Here is a 19,621-nt window from a genome sequence, read left to right as displayed (position 1 = left end):
TAAGAACTGAAAGGTGACGATAAACCCACGCCGTGATTATTCTGATTTCTCTAGGATGAGTTTTCTTATCAATTCATTAGTAAGTTGAGGATCGGCTCTTTTTCCAGTTTTCTTCATTACTTTACCTACTAAATAGTTAACGACCTTAGGATCTTTCTTAGCTTTTTCAACTGCCTCTGGTTCTTCTTTTATCACCTCTTTTATTACTTGGATCAGAAACTCTTGATCCCTAACAGCAGTTAACCCTCTTTCTTTAATAATCTGACTTGGTAATTTCCCTTGTAAAACGACTTCTGGCAAGATCTCCTTTGCTATTTTTATAGTGATTGTACCGTCATCAAGCATCTTAAGTAATTCTGCTAAATGTAATGGAGTAGCCCTAGATTGAGAGGGCCTTAAATTCTTATCGTTAAGCCATCTAAGATAATCATTAATTAGTAAATTTACGAGTTTTTTATAATTTGTATAATTTTTAGCTGTTTCTTCAAACAGATCTGCTAATGCTTTATCTATTACTAGCACTGTAGCGTCATACTCCGTTATTCCATATTGTTTTACAAGTCTTTGAATTCTAATATCAGGTAGTTCAGGTAAAGTCTTTCTTATTTCTTCTATCAGTTCTTTATTTATAAAATAGGGAGGTAAATCAGGGTCAGGGAAATACCTGTAATCTTCTTCTTGTTCCTTAGTTCTAGTAGGTACCGTAACTTTTCTCTGTTCATCCCAATGCCTTGTCTCTCTTTCTACTTTTAGTCCTTGGCTTATTGCAGCTCTTTGCCTAGCTATCTCATATTTAATGGCTTCTTCAACTTCCCTAGGAGAGCCTATATTCTTTACTTCTACTCTTTCTCCTCCTTCTACCGATACATTAGCGTCAGCTCTCATAGCACCTTCTAGATCACAATTGCAAACGCCCAAGTGTTCTAAGATAGATCGTAGTTTTTCAAGAAATTCTCTAGCTTCTTTAGGTTCCGTCATATCAGGCTCGGTAACAATCTCTAGTAAAGCCATGCCTGATCTATTATAATCTAATAGTGTGTATTTGCTAGTTAACATTGATCCAGTAGGATAGACTATTTTTGCCGGATCTTCCTCTATGTTTATTCTCCTTATTCTTATAATTTTACCATCTCTTAGTTTTACAAACCCTCCCTTACTTATTGCTATACTACCTGGTCCATCGTATTGTGATATCTGATAATTTTTTGCCATATCTGGATAGAAGTAGTGTTTTCTTACCATTGCTAACCTATCGGCAACTTCGCCATTAAGCGCTATAGCTACCATTATAGCATACTTGAGTGCATTTTCATTAATTACTGGAATAGAACCAGGCAGTCCTAAACATACTGGGCATATAATAGTGTTTGGTTCCTTATCTGTGTAATCTGTAGGGCAAGAGCAAAATAGTTTAGTTTTTAATGCTGTTAGATGAACGTGAACTTCTAAGCCTATTTTTACCATAGCTAATACGTTATTAAAATCTCCATTTATACTTTATCTTAACCAAAAGCTCTATCTCCAGCATCTCCTAAACCTGGTATTATGTAACCCCTATTATCTAACTCAGGATCTATTGATATAGTAAATAAGTATATATTAGGAAATTCAGATAATAATTTCTTTGCACCATAATCAGAAGTTATGATGGAAACTATATATATTCTCTTCGGATTATAAGATTTTATAATATTTATTATTTTTCTCATTGTACTTGCGGTCGCTATCATAGGATCAGCTATAATCACGTTGTCTCTGGAAGTAATATCTGGAATTTTAGAGTAAAAAATTTCTATTTCCATTTCCTCAGGAAATTCCTCTTTTACCTCTTTTTCTTTTCTACTCGCTGCAACTACCCCTAACCTAGCTGTAGGTAAGGCTTTTAGAAGACCTTCCACTAAAGGTGTTGCAGCTCGCAAAACGTTTATTATAACAATATTTTCTAGATCATAAATTTTAATTCCTTTGGCTTTTGTACCTAAAGGCGTTTCTACTTCAACAGTTTCATAATCTAAAGTGTTTAGTAGTTCATATCCTATAATACGTCCGAGTCTTACTAGAGTTTTTCTAAAAGTAATTTGATTAGTATTTTTATCACGTAGTTGAGTTAAAAAATGAAGAGTAACTGGCTTGGATAATAAAAACAATGGCATACGTTTACCTCTTACTGCTCAATTTTCTGGCTTCTCTTTCAGTTTCTCTAAGTATCAAAATATCGCCTAACCTTACTGGTCCCTTAACGTTTCTGGTTAAAATTCTTCCCTTATCTCTACCTTCTAAAACCCTTACTCTAACTTGAGTTACTTCACCTGTTACTCCAGTTCTATCTAGAATCTGGATTACCTCGGCTGGAAAACCGAATTCTTCTATTATTGGCGATTGAGTTGATTGCTTTGCTTTTTCGCTCAATCCTATTACCCAAATGATCACAATACCAATTCACTTAAATACTTCACTATGTGTATTATCATTCATGGTTTCAATAAGGCAGTGTAATTTCTGTGGCAAAGATATCTTGCCAGGGACTGGGCTAATGTACGTTAAAAACGATGGTTCAATATTATGGTTCTGTTCTAATAAATGCAAGAAATCTATGTTAAAGTTGCATAGAGATCCTAAAAAACTAAAATGGACAAAAGCTTATATGGGTGGGACTAAGTGAAACAAAGGACGTTTGTAATGATTAAGCCGGACGGCGTGAAAAGGAGGCTTATAGGTGAGATAATATCCAGATTTGAGAAAAGAGGATTTAATATCGTAGCAATGAAGTTGATTCACATGGATAGGGCGACAGCTGAAAGGCTGTATGAAGAACATAGAGGTAAATCGTTTTATGAAGAGCTAATCAATTATATTACTTCTGGTCCGGTAGTTTGTATGGTAATTGAAGGAGATGAGGCTGTAAGTGTGGTAAGAAAAATGATAGGGAATACGGATCCTAAGGATGCACCTCCAGGCACCATTAGGGGAGATTTTGCTTTGTCTAAGTCTGAAAATGTAATCCATGCTTCTGATAGTGAGGAGAAAGCTAAAAGGGAGATGGGTATATTCTTTGCTGAAAAAGAACTTATTATAGTGTAAGGCCAAGACCGTAAGTTGGATCTGATCCCTTTTTAATATTAATAATTTCTTTAATTACTTCCTTCATGTCATCTGTTACTGATTCTTTGTATTTAGTGAGAAGTATTTCTAGATCTTCTTTTGGGACGTCAGTATAAATAATGTCACCTTCTTCTATCTGCCTTCCTACCATAATGTTCCCTTTTATCGATACAGCAACTTCCATACCCTTTGTAGCCTTATCTACTGTCTTTTTATTATCTTGAATTTGTTGAATCTCTCCTACTTTTTTACCGTCTTTCTTGATTAATGGGAATTTAGGTCTAATAATTCCTCCTAATACTTCTACTCCTACAATTGCTGGATCGCTTCTCCTAAATACATATCCGGGCAATATTCTAAACTTCCCTGGTAAGATTAAGGAGTCCAGTGTTCTGCGCTTTTCGCTTTCTCTTACTTCATTAATATACTTCTCTATATCATCTATTAGTTGATAAATTATCTCGTCATAGACTATCTTTATTTTATTAGGTATTTCTATACCTTGTAACGGCTTAACTCTAAACGCTGCTATTAGTCCATATTCTTTAGCTTCTTGGCTTGTTAACTCGGCTTCTGTAATGTCCCTCTTAGTAATAGGGCCTATATCAGCTAGTCTTATAGGTATCTTCTTCTGCTGCAGTGCTGTTATTATAGCTTCTAAACTTCCTAAACTATCCGCTTTAACTACAACTCCGGCTATACTTGCATTATAATACCTTACACTGGATATTTCTTCTTGAATAATCTTCTTATATTCATCAATTTTGTTTTCGTCTTCAGCTACAAATAAAGGAGAACCTGCGAGGGCGTATTCTAGATCCGGTGCGTATATCTTAATTCCAGCTGCTGCATAAACCTCGTCTATCGGTACTAAGTCCGTTTTAACTAATTTAATATCTTGAAGCGGCTTAGGTACTAGGATTGAACGAACCTTAGTAATAATGGGTCCGTTAATACCTCCTAGAACAATAATATCATTCTTCTTCAAAATACCATCGTAAATTATAACATCTATTGTATGACCTAAACCTTGAATTTCTTTTACTTCTAATATCACACCTTTTGCTGGTCCCTCTGCAAATCTGAGCTTATTTTTCATATAGTTTTGTGTAAGTCCTGCTAATAGTGCCAATAATTCCGCTATTCCCTCACCAGTTTTGCCTGAGACTGGTACGATAGCTACGTTCTTGGTAAAGTCTTTTATTCTATCGAATCTCTCAGAATTAAATCCTTGTTCAGCCAACTGTGCCACTAAATTATAAACTAATCCATCAAGGTAATTTTTTACATCTTCTCTCTGTTTAGAAAAACTCTCTAGGAAAGAAAATGTGTTTTGGACTTTCCAGCCCGGTATTTTATCTATTTTATTTGCAGCTACTAGGAAGGGTACTTTTCTACTTTTTAAAATTTCTATGGATTCAATAGTTTGTTTCTGGAATCCTTCCGTTATATCTACCACTAAAATTGCAATATCGGCTACGCTACCGCCTCTTTTTCTGAGGTTACTGAATAGTTCATGTCCAGGTGTATCTATAAATAATAGACCTGGTATTTCTAGCTTGATTGGGAATATTTTTTTCAGAGGTTCTGCTAATTTTTCTATTACACTTGTGGGGACAAAGCTTGCTCCTACTTCTTGAGTCATTTCACCTGGTTCTTTTTTTACTACAGCAGTTCCTCTTATTTTATCAAGTAAAGTTGTTTTACCATGGTCTACGTGTCCAAGGACTACTACTATAGGCTGTCTTAATTTCTTTTGTAATTGTTGAGTAATTTTTACTCACCTTTATTGGTTTAACCTTCTATTAGCTAATTAAAGTAGCGGTAACCATAGCTCGAAAAAATTTAATCCTTTTTAAAATTATGATAATGGGGCTAGTCGTTTGAGTGAACTGGATAAGCGAGCTATAGAAGTTTCATCGAAATATAGAGGAAAAATTCAGATTTTACCTAAAATACCTATAAAATCCTTAGACGATTTTTCAATTTTATATACTCCTGGCGTTGCCGCAGTATCAAGAGAAATTGCTAAGAATAAGGACTTGTCTTTTCAATACACATATAGGTGGAATTCTATTGCTATTGTAACTGATGGTACAAGAGTATTAGGTTTAGGTGATATTGGTCCTGAGGCAGCTATGCCCGTAATGGAAGGTAAAGCGTTATTATTCAAATATCTAGGAGGAGTAGACGCTATTCCTCTTACAGTAGGTACTAAAGACCCTGACAAGATAATAGAGGTTGTTAGTATTCTTCAACCTGCATTTGGTGGAGTTAACTTAGAAGATATAGAATCGCCAAAGTGTTTCTATATACTAGAAAAACTTAGAGAGAAATTGGAAATCCCAGTATGGCATGATGATCAACAAGGGACTGCCGGGGCTACATTAGCAGGTTTAATAATAGCCTTAGAGCTTACTGGAAGAGAACCGAGTAACACAAGAGTAGTATTATATGGAGCAGGTGCAGCAAATATTGCCACTGCACGCTTATTAAATAAATATGGTATTCCGTACGAAAATATGATAGTTATAGATTCTCGTGGTCCTCTATATAAAGGGAGAGAAGATGAAGAAGAAATGAGACTAGAGAATCCGTGGAAGTACGAGCTTCTTGAGAAAACTAATAAGGATAAAGTAGCAAAACTTGAAGATGCTTTCAAAGGTGCTGATGTGCTGATTGCTGCATCAAAACCTGGACCCGGTGTTATTAAGTCTGAATGGATAAGGTCTATGAATAAAGATTCTATAGTCTTTGCCCTAGCTAATCCAACTCCAGAAATTTGGCCAGAAGAGGCTAAAAAGGCTGGAGCTAAAATAGTAGCAACCGGAAGAAGTGATCTACCAAACCAAGTGAATAATTCTTTAATTTTCCCGGCTGTATTCAGAGGTGCTTTAGATGTTAGAGCAAAGACAATTACTGATGAAATGGTAATAGAGGCATCTAGGGAATTAGCCTCATTCGTTAGGCAAAAAGGTGCTAATGAAGATTATATTATTCCTAAAATGACAGAATGGGAGGTATATCCTAAAGTTGCGGCGGCTGTCGGTATTAAGGCAATACAACAAGGAGTAGCAAGATTTAGGTTATCTTATGATGAGCTATACCAATCTGCTAGGACTATGATAGAACAATCGAGAAAGCTTCTTATGTCAGTAACGTAATTTTTTTAAATTAGCAGCTAGTATTGTGTTAATACACGTAATTTTAGTGGTGAAAGTTAAAATGCGTTCTTCATCTAAAAAGAAAGTTGACCCCCTTCAATACAATCTTGTTCCAAAACACGAGGTACTACCCCTAGAAGAGGCTTATAAAATCCTTAAAGATCTCGGTGTTAAACCAGAACAGTTACCTTGGATAAGGGCTTCAGATCCCGTAGCTAGGGCTATAGGAGCAAAACCTGGAGATATAATAAAGATAACAAGGAAAAGCCCCTTCACCGGCGAAAGTATTAGTTATAGATATGTGATAAGTGGGTGATAAAAATTGTTAAATACAGAACAGAGATGGCTTATAACTGAATCTTTCTTTAAAGTTAGAGGATTAGTCAGGCAACATTTGGATTCATTCAACGATTTCTTGCGTAATAAACTTCAGGAAGTAATAGATGAACAAGGGGAGATAACTACAGAAATACCTGGCTTAAAAATAAAACTAGGAAAAATTAGGTTTGATAAGCCTGGAATCAGAGAAACTGATAGGGGTCCTCTAAGGGATATCACACCTATGGAAGCAAGACTCAGGAATTTGACTTATTCAGTACCGCTATATCTAACCATGATTCCTATAGAAAATAATATAGAAGGAGAGCCTGTTGAGGTATATATAGGAGATTTACCGATAATGCTTAAATCTATTGCAGATCCTACTTCAAACTTAACTCCTGAAAAATTAATTGAAATAGGAGAGGATCCTAAGGACCCTGGAGGATATTTTATAGTAAATGGTACAGAAAAAGTTATAGTAGCACAAGAGGATTTAGCTACTAATAGAGTTCTAGTGGATTATGGAAAATCGGGAAGTAACATTACTCATGTTGCTAAAGTAACTTCAGCAGCAGCAGGGTATAGAGTACAAGTTGTTATAGAAAGATTAAAAGATAGTACCATTCAAGTCTCTTTTGCTACAGTTCCAGGTAAAATCCCGTTTGTAATTCTTATGAGAGCGTTAGGATTTACAACTGATCGTGACATAGTTTACGCTGTATCATTAGATCCTGAGATTCAGAATGAACTACTACCATCCTTAGAACAAGCTAGCTCTATAACTACAGTAGAAGATGCGTTAGATTTTATAGGAAACAGAGTAGCTGTTGGTCAGAAGAGAGAAAATAGAATACAAAAAGCAGAGCAAGTAATAGACAAATATTTCCTACCTCATTTAGGTACATCTCCAGAAGATAGGAAAAAGAAAGGGTATTATCTAGCCAGCGCTGTAAACAAATTATTAGAACTTTATCTAGGTAGAAGAGAGCCTGATGATAAAGATCATTATGCCAATAAAAGGGTTAGGTTGGCAGGAGATTTGTTTACGAGCCTATTCAGAGTAGCGTTTAAGGCCTTTGTAAAAGACCTAGTATATCAGCTAGAAAAATCAAAGGTTAGAGGTAGAAGGCTCTCATTAGCAGCTCTTGTTAGAGCTGACATAGTAACGGAAAGGGTAAGGCACGCATTAGCTACTGGGAACTGGGTAGGAGGAAGAACTGGTGTAAGCCAGCTTTTAGACAGAACTAACTGGCTATCTATGTTAAGCCATTTGAGAAGAGTTGTTTCTTCATTAGCTAGGGGCCAACCTAATTTTGAGGCGAGAGACTTACATGGTACACAATGGGGTAGGATGTGTCCGTTCGAAACACCAGAAGGTCCTAATAGTGGTTTAGTTAAAAACTTAGCTTTACTTGCACAAATTTCAGTAGGAATAAATGAAGCTACTGTCGAGAAATTTGTTTATGATCAAGGCGTATTACGGGTAGAAGATGTTATAGCTAAAGTGACTGAAGAAGGAGAAGATGTAGAAAAGTACCTCAATTGGAGTAAGGTATATATTAACGGAAGGCTAATAGGATATTATCCAGATGGTAAAGAGCTAGCCGAAAAAATAAGAGAGGCTAGAAGAGGAAACAAGTTAAGCGATGAAGTTAACGTATCTCACATTGTAACTGAGTATATAAATGAAGTTAGGATTAACTGCGATTCTGGGAGAGTTAGGAGGCCATTAATTATAGTTAAAGATGGTAAGCCTCTGGTAACTGAGCAGGACATAGAAAAAATTTCTAAGGGAGAACTTACGTTTGATGATTTAGTAAAAGAAGGTAAGATTGAGTTTCTTGACGCAGAAGAAGAAGAAAATACCTATATAGCATTAAATCCTGAAGATCTAACAAAAGAACATACGCACCTAGAAATATGGCCTCCAGCAATTTTGGGTATTACGGCTTCAATTATACCCTATCCCGAGCATAATCAATCTCCAAGAAATACCTACCAATCAGCTATGGCTAAGCAAGCACTAGGACTTTATGCTGCTAACTATCAGTTAAGAACCGATACAAGGGCTCATTTACTTCACTATCCACAAAAACCCTTAGTTAAGACAAGAATGCTGGATGTTATTGGTTATAACGACCGTCCTGCTGGCAACAACGCAATTTTAGCCGTAATGTCGTTTACCGGCTATAATATGGAAGATGCAATAATAATGAACAGATCGTCGGTAGAAAGAGGAATGTATAGATCTACGTTCTTTAGATTATATGTTACAGAAGAGGTTAAGTATCCAGGTGGACAAGAAGATAAGATTATGATTCCAGAGGCTGGCACTAAAGGATATAAAGGTAAAGATTATTACAGATTACTAGAAGATAATGGGATAGTATCTCCAGAAGTGGACGTTAAAGGAGGAGATGTATTAATAGGCAAAGTAAGCCCCCCGAGGTTCTTGCAAGAGTTTAAAGAATTAGCGCCAGAACAAGCAAGGAGGGATACATCTATAGTTACTAGACATGGTGAAATGGGTACGGTTGATCTTGTATTAGTTACGGAAACATCTGAAGGTAATAAGTTAGTGAAAGTAAGGGTTAGGGATCTACGAATTCCAGAAATAGGGGATAAATTTGCTACTAGGCACGGACAGAAGGGAGTAGTAGGAATGTTAATAAGCCAAGCTGATATGCCTTATACTCCTAAAGGAGTTGTACCTGATGTAATTCTCAATCCACACGCTTTGCCCTCGAGAATGACAATAGGGCAAATAATGGAGGCCTTAGCTGGTAAATATGCTGCATTATCAGGTAAGATTGCCGATGCAACACCTTTTATCGAAACTCCTAAAATTGAAGAGATTAGAAGAGGAATGCTAGAGGCTGGTTTCTTACCAGACGGTACTGAAGTTGTCTATGACGGTAGAACAGGGCAAAAGGTAAAGAACAGAGTATTGTTTGGTATTGTTTATTATCAAAAATTACACCACATGGTAGCCGACAAAATGCACGCAAGGGCTAGAGGGCCGGTACAGATTCTAACAAGACAACCGACTGAAGGGAGGGCGAGAGAAGGAGGACTTAGATTTGGAGAAATGGAAAGAGACTGTTTAATAGGGTTCGGAACTGCTATGCTTATTAAGGATAGGTTGCTTGATAACTCGGATAAAGTCACTATTTATGTATGCGATCAGTGTGGATATATTGGATGGTATGATAGAAATAAGAATAGGTACGTATGTCCAGTTCACGGTGATAAGGGTACATTACATCCAGTGACGGTTTCATATGCCTTTAAATTATTGCTTCAAGAGCTTATGAGTATGGTTATAGCTCCAAAACTTATATTAGGAGATAAAATAGCTATAGGTGGTTCCAATGAGTGAGAAGGTTATTAAGGGGGTTAAGTTCGGAATTCTTTCGCCTAATGAAATAAGGCAAATGTCAGTCACTGCAATAATTACTCCAGAGGTATACGATGAAGACGGAACCCCGATCGAAGGAGGTGTAATGGATCCTAGGCTGGGTGTAATTGAACCCGGTCAGAAATGCCCAGTCTGTGGTAACACACTTGCTGCATGTCCAGGTCACTTTGGGCACATAGAGTTAGTTAAGCCAGTTTTACATTACGGTTACGTAAAGCATGTTTACGATTTCTTAAGAGCCACTTGCAGGCATTGTGGACGGCTTAAAATAAAAGAGGACGACCTAGAAAGATATAAAAGAATATATAATTCAATCAAGGATAGGTGGCCATCTGCTGCTAGAAGACTTGTTGAATATGTAAAAAAAGTGGCCATTAAAAACATGGAATGCCCCCATTGTGGTGAACAGCAATTCAAAATTAAACTCGATAAACCTTACTATTTCAATGAAGAAAGAAATGGTTCATTAGTTAGATTAACTCCATCCGAAATAAGAGAGAGATTAGAGAGAATTCCAGATGCTGACGTTGAACTAATGGGATATGATCCTAAAACGGCCAGGCCTGAATGGATGATACTTACAGTGTTACCAGTACCGCCTATAACAATACGACCCTCTATAAGTATTGAAAGCGGAATTAGAGCTGAAGACGATCTTACTCACAAACTAGTAGATATAGTAAGGATAAATGAAAGGCTAAAGGAAAGCATAGAAGCTGGAGCACCTCAACTAATAATAGAAGACTTATGGGACTTATTACAATATCATGTATCCACATATTTTGATAATGAAATACCTGGACTTCCTCCTGCTAAGCATAGGTCTGGAAGGCCTTTGAGGACTTTAGCCCAGAGATTAAAAGGAAAAGAGGGAAGGTTTAGAGGTAATTTATCAGGAAAAAGGGTTGACTTTTCAGCTAGGACAGTAATTTCACCTGATCCTAGTATAAGTATTGATGAGGTAGGAGTACCGCACACTATAGCTAAAATTCTAACCGTTCCAGAGAGAGTTACAAAATTCAATATCGAAAGGATTAGGCAATATATAATAAATGGTCCTGATAAATGGCCTGGAGCTAACTATGTAATAAGAAGTGATGGAAGAAGAATAGACTTGAGGTACGTTAAAGATAGGAAAGAACTGGCAGCAAGTATTGCACCAGGTTATATAATAGAGAGGCACCTAGTAGATGGAGATACCGTACTGTTTAACAGGCAACCATCTCTACATAGAATATCAATGATGGCACACAGGGTTAAAGTATTACCGGGTAGAACTTTTAGATTGAATGTTTTAGTATGTCCACCTTATAATGCAGATTTTGATGGGGATGAGATGAATTTACATGTACCTCAAGGTGAAGAGGCTATTGCAGAGGCACGTGAAATAATGTTAGTACATAAAAATATAATTACCCCAAGATATGGCGGTCCCATAATGGGAGGCGGCCAAGATTACATTAGTGGCGCTTATCTATTAACTGTTAAGACGACTTTACTAACAAGAGAAGAGGTAGCTACAATTTTAGGTGTTACAGATTTTAACGGAGATCTGGGAGAACCAGCGATATTATCTCCTAGAGAATATTATACAGGTAAGCAAGTGATAAGTCTATTCCTACCTAAAGATTTTAATTTTCATGGGATCGCTAATATATCTAAAGGAGTTAGAGCATGTAAGAACGAAGTATGTCCACATGACTCATTCATAGTGATTAAGAATGGAATATTACTAGAAGGAGTACTAGATAAGAAAGCTATCGGTAATCAGCAGCCTGAGAGCGTTCTGCATTGGCTAATTAAGGAATATGGTACTGAATATGGTAAGTGGGTTATGGATAACGTCTTCAAGATGTTTATAAGATATATTGAATTAAGAGGCTTTACAATGACATTAGATGATGTAACTATACCACCAGAGGCTTTAAAAGAGATTGATCAAAGTACAGCTGACGCATATAGTCAAGTTGATGATCTAATTAGAAAATATAATGAAGGAAAATTAGAACCTATTCCTGGAAGGACATTAGATGAGAGTTTAGAAGACTATATCTTAGATACTCTAGATAAATTAAGAAAAGTAGCGGGAGAGATAGCTACTAGATACCTTGATCCATTTAATAATGCATATATCATGGCTATAACCGGTGCTAGAGGTAGTGAACTAAACATAACCCAAATGACAGCTATGTTAGGACAGCAGTCAGTAAGAGGTGAACGATTAAGGAGAGGATATATTAATAGGACGTTACCTCACTTTAAACCTGGTGACATTTCTCCTGATTCCAGAGGATTTGTACATAATTCCTTTACTAGGGGACTAACTCCGATAGAGATGTTCTTCCATGCTGCTGGAGGCAGAGAAGGTTTAGTGGATACAGCAGTTAAAACTTCGCAAAGTGGATATATGCAAAGGAGACTAATTAATGCATTATCCGATTTAAGAATCGAATATGATGGAACAGTTAGATCATTATATGGAGAAGTAATGGAAGTTTCTTACGGGGATGACGAAGTTCATCCTATGTATAGCGCGCACGGTAAGTCAGTAGATGTAAATAGAATAGTAGAAAGAGTAGTAGGTTGGAGGAGGTGAACGGTATGGTATCAGAACAAATAAAAACTTACATAGAAAAAAGATTAGAAGAAGTTAAACATAAACTGCCGGATAAGTTAATAGAAGATTTGCGAGATACATTATATAAAATAGAAATAGATATAACCCAAGATGAGGTAGATCGTATATTAGAGTTAGCTATTAAAGAGTATGAAAATTCATTAGTAGAACCCGGAGAAGCAGTAGGAATAGTGGCTGCTCAATCTATAGGTGAGCCTGGTACGCAAATGACATTAAGAACATTCCACTATGCGGGAATTAGAGAGTTAAATGTCACGTTAGGTTTGCCGCGACTTATAGAAATAGTTGATGTAAGAAAGACTCCTTCTACGCCTATAATGACTATATACTTAACTGATGATTACAAGTATGACAGAGAAAAAGCACTAGAAATTGCAAGAAAAATAGAATATACTAAAGTAGAGAATGTAGTAGCATCAGTTAGCCTAGATATATCTTCAATGTCAATCACTTTACAGTTAGATGAAGATATGTTAAAAGATAAAGGTCTCACAGCTGACGAAGTAAAGAAAGTTATCTATAAATTAAAACTAGGAAAAATAAGACCAGAAGATATAGACGAAAATACTTTCACTATTTACTTTGAGGAAGTTGATAGCATAACTGGATTATTTAAAATGAGGGAGAAAATTCTGAATTCTAAAATAAAGGGTATAAAGGGCATAAAAAGGGCTATTGTTCAGAAAAAAGGGGACGAGTATGTTATAATAACTGATGGATCTAACGTCGAAGGACTGCTTGGTATTAAAGGAGTAGATATATCTAAATTGCAGACAAATAATATTCATGAGATTGCAGAAATATTTGGTATCGAGGCAGCTAGAGAATTAATATCTAGAGAAATTAAGAAAGTGTTGGATGAGCAAGGATTAGACGTAGATATGAGACATATTTTATTAGTGGCTGATGTTATGACTAGAACAGGGACTGTTAGGCAAATAGGTAGGCATGGAGTAACTGGAGAAAAGAGTAGTGTATTAGCTAGAGCTGCATTCGAAGTTACTGTTAAGCATTTACTCGACGCATCAGCAAGAGGTGAAGTAGAAGAATTTAAAGGTGTAGTAGAAAACATTATAATCGGGCAGCCGATAAGATTGGGTACCGGAATTGTGGAATTATCCATGAAACCTAATGTAAGGTGATATAGATGTCTGAAAGTGTAAGTTTTGAAGGAGAGCTCAGGACTCTTCTAAGAACTGGAAAGGTAGTTTTGGGGACGAGAAAAACGTTAAAGATGTTGAAGATAGGTAAAGTTAAGGGAGTAGTAATTGCTAGTACATTAAGACAAGATCTAAAAGATGATATAATTCATTATGCTAAACTTTCAGGAATTCCTTACTACGAGTATAAAGGTAGTGCGGTAGAGCTAGGTACTTTATGCGGTAAACCATTTATTGTATCTACTATAGGTGTCGTAGATGAAGGAGAATCGAAGCTTCTAGAGCTTAAGTAAGAGGTGAATTAAATAGTGCCTGAAATAAAGTTAACATCAGAAGAATTAAGATACATGTCACTTTTTCAGGATATAACTAAAGTTACTGCTAGGGATTGTATAATTGATGATAAGAATAATAGAATTATATTCTTAATAAACCCGGAAAATATGGGTATTGCAATTGGTAAAAGTGGAGGTAATGTTAGAAAATTAGAAAAATTACTAGGTAAATCAGTAGAAATTGTGGCGTATAGTGAAAACTTAGAAGATTTAATAAGAAATCTTATGGCACCAGCTCGAGTAAAGACAATTAAATTAGTCGAATCTAATTCGAAAAAGACAGTGTATATTACCGTTGAAGCACAAGATAAGGGCTTGGCAATAGGAAAGAGCGGAAGAAATGTTGAAAGGGCTAAGTTAATATTAAAAAGGTATATGGATATTGATTCAGTTGTTGTAGTATAAGGTGAAAAATGTGGCGGGAAGTAAATCTCCAAAAGGACTATTTGCCGCTAGAAAGCTCAAGTTAAAAAGGCTTAAGTTCAGGTGGCATCAAAGGTCTTTCAAAAGAAGAATGTTAAAATTAAAGGAGAAGTATGATCCACTTGAAGGTGCTCCTATGGCTAGGGGCATAGTACTCGAAAAAGTAGGCATTGAATCAAGGCAGCCTAATTCGGCCGTAAGAAAAGCAGTTAGGGTTCAGCTAGTTAAGAACGGAAGAATAGTTACTGCTTTCGTCCCTGGTGACGGTGGTGTTAATTTTATCGATGAGCACGACGAAGTTGTTATTGCTGGTATAGGTGGGACTCTAGGAAGATCTATGGGTGACCTACCTGGTGTAAGGTATAAGGTTGTGATGGTTAATGGTGTTTCATTAGACGCATTATATAAAGGGAAAAAACAAAAACCAGTTAGATAAATGGTCAATTAGAAAATTATTTTAGAGTGTAAGGTAATTAGAGCCAATTAGAGCTAGAACAAGAAATTTTTGAATTATTTTGAATTAACCGTTTGAATCTATAATTCATTACCTGAACCTCTCTTTTTCTCTTCATCTTCTTGTTCTTCTACTAACTGTTTTTTTACGTAAATTGGCTTATCACATAATAATGCTAATAGTACTGCATGACTTGGTATTAGCTTCTTTTCAATTATTACTCCATCAAACTTAAACTCAACAGTAGCTACGTATACTCCGCTCTCTCTCACTATATCATCAATTATTACTCTGTTTACTATTTTCTTTAGATACTCCTTTACGTCTGATGAAAATGAAAGTATATCGTAAAGGACGTCGTATATACTTTCTCTGTTATCGCTTGCTACGATTTGCTCATACTCGTTTTTACCTTGTAGTTTATTTACTAGTATTACAATCTCTGGGGGTATATAGAACATTTTAAATTCTCTGCTATCCTCAAGGTATAATACCATAGTTGGGATTGCATGAAGAGGATAAAAGAAGGCATCTACTCTTTTTACTCTTATTAAGTTCTCATCAATATCTGTCTGCATTAATAAATAATAGATACACAAACTCTATTAAACCCTTCATAAATATATTTGAGGAAATAGGAAATAAGTGCAAGGAGAGGAAAAATGTCGTCATACGAAATTTCAAATTTAGATGTAAAGGTTTTTGGCAAGTGGGACACTAAAGTAGAGGTCAGAGACCCTAGTTTAAAGAAGTATATTAACTTAATGCCATTTTATCTGCCTCATACTGGAGGTAGGCACGAACATAGGAGATTTGGTAAAGCTAAGGTACCTATTGTCGAGAGGCTAATTAATAATATAATGAGACCAGGTAGGAATAAAGGAAAGAAAATGTTAGCTTATAATATAGTAAAAACTACACTTGATATTATTGCTGTTAAGACTGGGCAAAATCCCCTGCAGGTGCTTGTTAGGGCTATCGAAAACTCAGCACCTAGAGAAGAAGTTACACGTATAATGTATGGTGGTATTGTTTACTACGTTGCCGTAGACGTAGCTCCACAGAGGAGAGTAGACTTAGCATTAAGGCATCTGGTTATGGGTGCTAAGGATGCTTCATTTAATAATCCAAAGCCAATAGAAGAAGCATTGGCTGAGGAAATTATAGCTGCGGCCAATAATGATCCTAAGAGTTTCGCAGTAAGGAAAAAGGAAGAGATAGAGAGAATCGCGTTAAGCTCAAGGTAATAATATAGCTAAATTTTTAATGTTCACTCTGGTATTAATGTGTAAGAGGTAAAGGACATGTCACAAAAGCCCCACCTTAATTTAATCGTCATAGGCCACGTAGACCACGGAAAGAGCACATTAATAGGAAGGCTTTTAATGGATAGAGGTTTTATTGACGAAAAGACAGTAAAAGAAGCTGAAGAAGCAGCTAAAAAATTAGGTAAGGAGTCAGAAAAATACGCATTCCTTTTAGATAGACTAAAAGAAGAGAGAGAAAGAGGTGTAACAATTAACCTAACATTTATGAAGTTCGAGACCAGGAAATACTTCTTCACTGTTATTGATGCTCCTGGTCATAGAGATTTCGTAAAGAATATGATTACTGGTGCTAGCCAAGCTGATGCTGCTATAATCGTAATATCAGCCAAAAAAGGTGAATTTGAGGCTGGAATGAGTGCAGAAGGACAGACTAGAGAACATATAATTCTAGCAAAGACGATGGGAATAAATCAGATGATTGTAGCTGTAAATAAAATGGATTTAACAGATCCGCCTTATGATGAAAAGAGGTATAAAGAGGTAGTAGATACTGTAACTAAATTCATGAAGAGCTTTGGTTTTGATATGTCTAAGGTTAAGTTTGTTCCAGTAGTAGCACCAGCGGGAGAAAATGTAACACAGAAAGCAACTCATATGCCATGGTATAATGGTCCAACACTCGAAGAGTTATTAGATCAGCTTGAGGTACCACCAAAGCCCGTTGATAAGCCTTTAAGGATTCCGATACAAGAGGTTTACTCGATTTCAGGAGTCGGTGTAGTGCCAGTAGGAAGAGTAGAGAGTGGAGTACTTAAAGTAGGCGATAAGGTAGTATTCATGCCCGCAGGGAAAGTGGGAGAAGTCAGGTCAATTGAGACGCATCATACTAAAATAGAGAAAGCCGAGCCTGGTGACAATATTGGATTTAACGTTAGAGGCGTAGAAAAGAAGGACATAAAGAGAGGAGATGTAGTTGGTAATGTACAAAACCCACCAACAGTTGCAGAGGAGTTCACTGCGCAGATAATTGTTATATGGCATCCTACTGCAGTTAGTGTAGGATATACTCCAGTTCTACATGTACATACAGCGAGCGTTGCATGTAGAATTAGCGAAATAACATCAAGAATTGATCCGAAGACTGGCAAAGAGGCGGAGAAAAATCCGCAATTCGTAAAAGCTGGTGATTCTGCGATAGTTAAGTTTACTCCAATAAAGGACTTATGTGTGGAGAAATTTAGAGAATTCCCAGCTCTAGGGAGATTTGCAATGAGAGATATGGGTAAGACGGTAGGAGTAGGAGTAATAACAGATGTAAAGCCTAAAAAGATCGATATTAAGTAAAGTTTTTTAATTTTGGTGAATTTTTATGCCTTCAAAAGCTCGGATTAGATTATGGAGTACTAACATAGATAATTTGAACTTTGTAGTTAATCAAATAAAAACTATGGCTCAAAAAACCGGAATACAGATGAGCGGTCCGATACCTTTGCCCACATCTAGAATGGAAGTACCTATAATGAGATTACCTCATGGCGAAGGCAAGAAGAAATGGGAACATTGGGAGATGAAAATACATAAGAGAATAATTGATATAACTGCTGATGAAAGAGTTATGAGGCAGTTGATGAGAGTCAGAGTACCTGATGACGTATACATTGAAATTCAACTTATTTAAAAGAAACACTATTTCTTATTAGGCACAAATTATTTTATATATGTCCTTATTATAACATATATGGGCGTGCCGGGGTGCCCGAGCGGACTAAGGGGCTGGCCTGGAGCCACAGTCAGTTAGCCAGTGTGGGCAACCACGCGCGGGTTCAAATCCCGCCCCCGGCGTATTTGATTATCTATAAGATTCTTCTAGGATAATATTATATGGAGAAATATACTTTCTCCATCTTAAGTTTAATCGTTCTAATCAAAATATCGTATCTTGAGTAGAGAATTTTATAGTCTTTTTCATAATAAATGTAACTAAAAATTAACCTTTATTCATGAAACGTAAATTTCCCTTATCTCGCCATTCACCATTTCCGATTTATAGACATAATATCAACCTTTCCTTTCCCTTATTATATCCCTATATTTATAGCGCCTTGTTTTCTATCACTTTACGCCACGTATTATAGTTACTAAAACGCCTTATCTAAGTATTAGTAACTTGTTAATTTTTACCGTGAAATTATGTTGAATTGAAAGAAGACAGCAAAGATCCCTTCGTTTTGCAAAAAATAAATTTCAGATACTATCATTACTGGTAAGGATTCATAGCGGCTTAAAGAGTGACTCACTAACTAACGCCTCTTTACCGTTACGCCTAACCAGATATACTCTTTATATGCAACGGGAAGTTTAAGGGACACTATTTCAAGATCTGCTTGCTGAACAACTTGGTGAACAAGTATACTAAACAATGGGTAAGTAAGTTTGAAAACGAGCTTAGCACACTAAGGGAAAAGATTGTGTGAAAAGATTTTTATTAACTCCCAGATATTATTTGTATATTACTCCTATCAATATTATTTTTATTTACTATTCAAACTTTTTAACTTTTCTTCTACATCTTGGTTCCTTAATTGACTTCGTTGAAATCTACGAGAAATTGAAAGATAAAAGTATTAGGGGGTAGTAAGGAGATGTCCCCCTACAATGGGCCCGCCGAGATTTGAACTCGGGACCTCCGCCGTACTCAGTTTTCACTTGTGAGGGCGGCGTCCTAACCAGGCTAGACTACGGGCCCACTTAGAATTATGATTTTTTGCTTTATATGCCTATCGCAATAACGTAGCCTTCTCTAAAATCCGCAAGATCAGGATCAAGGTTAATTGCAACTAATCTTTCTTCAATACTGCTTAAATTTAGAATTTTTATGGAAAATTCTCTAAATATAATTTTAAATTCTTCTTTTAACCTCTCAGCTTCCTGAATAGTTGATGTATAGGCTAATATTCCACTCCCCTGGGCAATTGTTGAACCTAAAAAGGATTTCACTTGATATTACTTTTCAACACGGTTTATAAATCTAGTTTGGTGTAAGGATAAAAGTGATATGTTGAAGATTATAGTTAATAACAGTGATGATGTGCTCATTAGTAAGGAAGTAATTGACTATTTAAGGGAGCATAAGGTGTTTTTTGTGTTCGAGAACGATTTGTTAGCTGAATATGTAGAACTAGAATACAATGGTAAAAGGGTTAAGGTCCCACCAGGTGTAGATATAAATGACTTAATTAAAAAAGTAATAGATGGTGGGCAAGTAAAAGATGAGTACGTAGAAGGAGTCTTCAATAGCAGATGGGATAGAATTTTATCGTCTGGTGTATTAGTATGAA

Annotated in this window: 20 protein-coding genes and 2 tRNA genes; 15 read left to right on the top strand and 7 right to left on the bottom strand. The window is 36.2% G+C overall.

Going from position 1 to position 19,621, the window contains the following annotated elements:
- Window positions 1–36 precede the first annotated feature (36 nt).
- The 3 genes from gatB to KN1_RS09035 are packed head-to-tail and all read right to left on the bottom strand — an operon-like array spanning window position 37 to window position 2,409.
- Window positions 37–1,464 carry an Asp-tRNA(Asn)/Glu-tRNA(Gln) amidotransferase subunit GatB gene (gene gatB / locus KN1_RS09045; protein WP_221287247.1) on the bottom strand — a complete coding sequence of 476 codons (1,428 nt, stop codon included), beginning with the start codon at window positions 1,462–1,464 and terminating at the stop codon, window positions 37–39.
- Between the two features lie 38 nt (window positions 1,465–1,502).
- Window positions 1,503–2,153 carry a uracil phosphoribosyltransferase gene (gene upp, locus KN1_RS09040; protein WP_221287246.1) on the bottom strand — a complete coding sequence of 217 codons (651 nt, stop codon included), beginning with the start codon at window positions 2,151–2,153 and terminating at the stop codon, window positions 1,503–1,505.
- A gap of 4 nt (window positions 2,154–2,157) precedes the next feature.
- On the bottom strand, window positions 2,158–2,409 hold the full coding sequence (locus KN1_RS09035; RefSeq protein WP_221287243.1) for a 30S ribosomal protein S28e: 252 nt from the start codon (window positions 2,407–2,409) through the stop codon (window positions 2,158–2,160).
- 64 nt (window positions 2,410–2,473) lie between these two features.
- On the opposite strand from KN1_RS09035, the gene KN1_RS09030 reads away from it, so the two are divergent.
- Both KN1_RS09030 and ndk read left to right on the top strand, forming a co-directional pair.
- Window positions 2,474–2,662, top strand: a complete 189-nt coding sequence (locus KN1_RS09030; protein ID WP_221287241.1) for a 50S ribosomal protein L24e — start codon at window positions 2,474–2,476, stop codon at window positions 2,660–2,662.
- Window positions 2,663–2,679: 17 nt separating this feature from the next.
- A complete protein-coding gene (gene ndk, locus KN1_RS09025) occupies window positions 2,680–3,081 on the top strand; it encodes a nucleoside-diphosphate kinase (RefSeq protein ID WP_221290635.1) in 402 nt (133 codons plus the stop codon).
- Here the strand turns inward: ndk and infB are convergent.
- Window positions 3,071–4,876 carry a translation initiation factor IF-2 gene (gene infB / locus KN1_RS09020; protein WP_221290634.1) on the bottom strand — a complete coding sequence of 602 codons (1,806 nt, stop codon included), beginning with the start codon at window positions 4,874–4,876 and terminating at the stop codon, window positions 3,071–3,073. The genes ndk and infB overlap by 11 nt on opposite strands.
- 118 nt (window positions 4,877–4,994) lie before the next feature.
- Between infB and KN1_RS09015 the strand changes: the two genes are divergently transcribed.
- From KN1_RS09015 to KN1_RS08980, 8 genes are all read left to right on the top strand, one after another.
- Entirely contained in the window at window positions 4,995–6,266 is a 1,272-nt protein-coding gene (locus KN1_RS09015; RefSeq protein ID WP_225905822.1) for an NAD(P)-dependent malic enzyme, read from the top strand.
- A gap of 61 nt (window positions 6,267–6,327) precedes the next feature.
- Complete coding sequence (locus tag KN1_RS09010) at window positions 6,328–6,582, top strand: DNA-directed RNA polymerase subunit H (RefSeq protein ID WP_221287231.1); 255 nt, start codon at window positions 6,328–6,330, stop codon at window positions 6,580–6,582.
- A gap of 6 nt (window positions 6,583–6,588) precedes the next feature.
- On the top strand, window positions 6,589–9,966 hold the full coding sequence (locus KN1_RS09005; RefSeq protein ID WP_221287228.1) for a DNA-directed RNA polymerase subunit B: 3,378 nt from the start codon (window positions 6,589–6,591) through the stop codon (window positions 9,964–9,966).
- A complete protein-coding gene (rpoA1, locus tag KN1_RS09000) occupies window positions 9,959–12,601 on the top strand; it encodes a DNA-directed RNA polymerase subunit A' (RefSeq protein WP_221287226.1) in 2,643 nt (880 codons plus the stop codon). Before KN1_RS09005 ends, rpoA1 begins: the two co-directional genes overlap by 8 nt.
- A gap of 5 nt (window positions 12,602–12,606) precedes the next feature.
- A complete protein-coding gene (gene rpoA2, locus KN1_RS08995; RefSeq protein ID WP_221287224.1) occupies window positions 12,607–13,785 on the top strand; it encodes a DNA-directed RNA polymerase subunit A'' in 1,179 nt (392 codons plus the stop codon).
- A 5-nt stretch (window positions 13,786–13,790) separates the two neighbouring features.
- On the top strand, window positions 13,791–14,096 hold the full coding sequence (locus tag KN1_RS08990; RefSeq protein WP_221287222.1) for a 50S ribosomal protein L30e: 306 nt from the start codon (window positions 13,791–13,793) through the stop codon (window positions 14,094–14,096).
- A 15-nt stretch (window positions 14,097–14,111) separates the two neighbouring features.
- Window positions 14,112–14,543, top strand: a complete 432-nt coding sequence (locus KN1_RS08985) for a NusA-like transcription termination signal-binding factor (protein WP_221287220.1) — start codon at window positions 14,112–14,114, stop codon at window positions 14,541–14,543.
- 10 nt (window positions 14,544–14,553) lie between these two features.
- Window positions 14,554–14,997: a 30S ribosomal protein S12 gene (locus KN1_RS08980; protein ID WP_221287218.1), complete on the top strand. Its 444-nt coding sequence runs from the start codon at window positions 14,554–14,556 to the stop codon at window positions 14,995–14,997.
- 98 nt (window positions 14,998–15,095) lie between these two features.
- Here KN1_RS08980 and KN1_RS08975 read toward each other — a convergent pair whose 3' ends face one another.
- Window positions 15,096–15,593, bottom strand: a complete 498-nt coding sequence (locus tag KN1_RS08975; protein WP_221287215.1) for a bifunctional nuclease family protein — start codon at window positions 15,591–15,593, stop codon at window positions 15,096–15,098.
- An 84-nt stretch (window positions 15,594–15,677) separates the two neighbouring features.
- Between KN1_RS08975 and KN1_RS08970 the strand changes: the two genes are divergently transcribed.
- The 4 genes from KN1_RS08970 to KN1_RS08955 all read left to right on the top strand — a co-directional run bounded on the left by KN1_RS08970 (window position 15,678) and on the right by KN1_RS08955 (window position 18,125).
- The gene (locus tag KN1_RS08970; RefSeq protein ID WP_221287213.1) at window positions 15,678–16,262 is read left to right on the top strand and encodes a 30S ribosomal protein S7; all 585 of its coding nucleotides are present in this window, start codon (window positions 15,678–15,680) and stop codon (window positions 16,260–16,262) included.
- Between the two features lie 57 nt (window positions 16,263–16,319).
- Complete coding sequence (gene tuf, locus KN1_RS08965) at window positions 16,320–17,627, top strand: translation elongation factor EF-1 subunit alpha (RefSeq protein WP_221287211.1); 1,308 nt, start codon at window positions 16,320–16,322, stop codon at window positions 17,625–17,627.
- 25 nt (window positions 17,628–17,652) lie between these two features.
- Entirely contained in the window at window positions 17,653–17,961 is a 309-nt protein-coding gene (gene rpsJ, locus KN1_RS08960; protein WP_221287210.1) for a 30S ribosomal protein S10, read from the top strand.
- A 68-nt stretch (window positions 17,962–18,029) separates the two neighbouring features.
- Window positions 18,030–18,125: transfer RNA gene (locus KN1_RS08955), tRNA-Ser, on the top strand.
- 814 nt (window positions 18,126–18,939) lie between these two features.
- On the opposite strand, the gene KN1_RS08950 is transcribed toward KN1_RS08955, so the two are convergent.
- Both KN1_RS08950 and KN1_RS08945 read right to left on the bottom strand, forming a co-directional pair.
- Window positions 18,940–19,029: transfer RNA gene (locus tag KN1_RS08950), tRNA-Val, on the bottom strand.
- Between the two features lie 23 nt (window positions 19,030–19,052).
- Entirely contained in the window at window positions 19,053–19,280 is a 228-nt protein-coding gene (locus KN1_RS08945) for a hypothetical protein (protein WP_221287209.1), read from the bottom strand.
- A 58-nt stretch (window positions 19,281–19,338) separates the two neighbouring features.
- Here KN1_RS08945 and KN1_RS08940 point away from each other — a divergent pair, with 58 nt between their 5' ends.
- Window positions 19,339–19,620, top strand: a complete 282-nt coding sequence (locus KN1_RS08940) for a hypothetical protein (protein ID WP_221287208.1) — start codon at window positions 19,339–19,341, stop codon at window positions 19,618–19,620.
- The last annotated feature ends 1 nt before the right edge of the window (window position 19,621 follow it).

Origin of the sequence: Stygiolobus caldivivus, from assembly GCF_019704315.1 — an archaeon.
In the GTDB taxonomy this organism is placed as follows: Archaea; Thermoproteota; Thermoprotei_A; order Sulfolobales; family Sulfolobaceae; genus Stygiolobus; species Stygiolobus caldivivus.
This window is presented reverse-complemented; position numbering and strand designations above follow the sequence as displayed.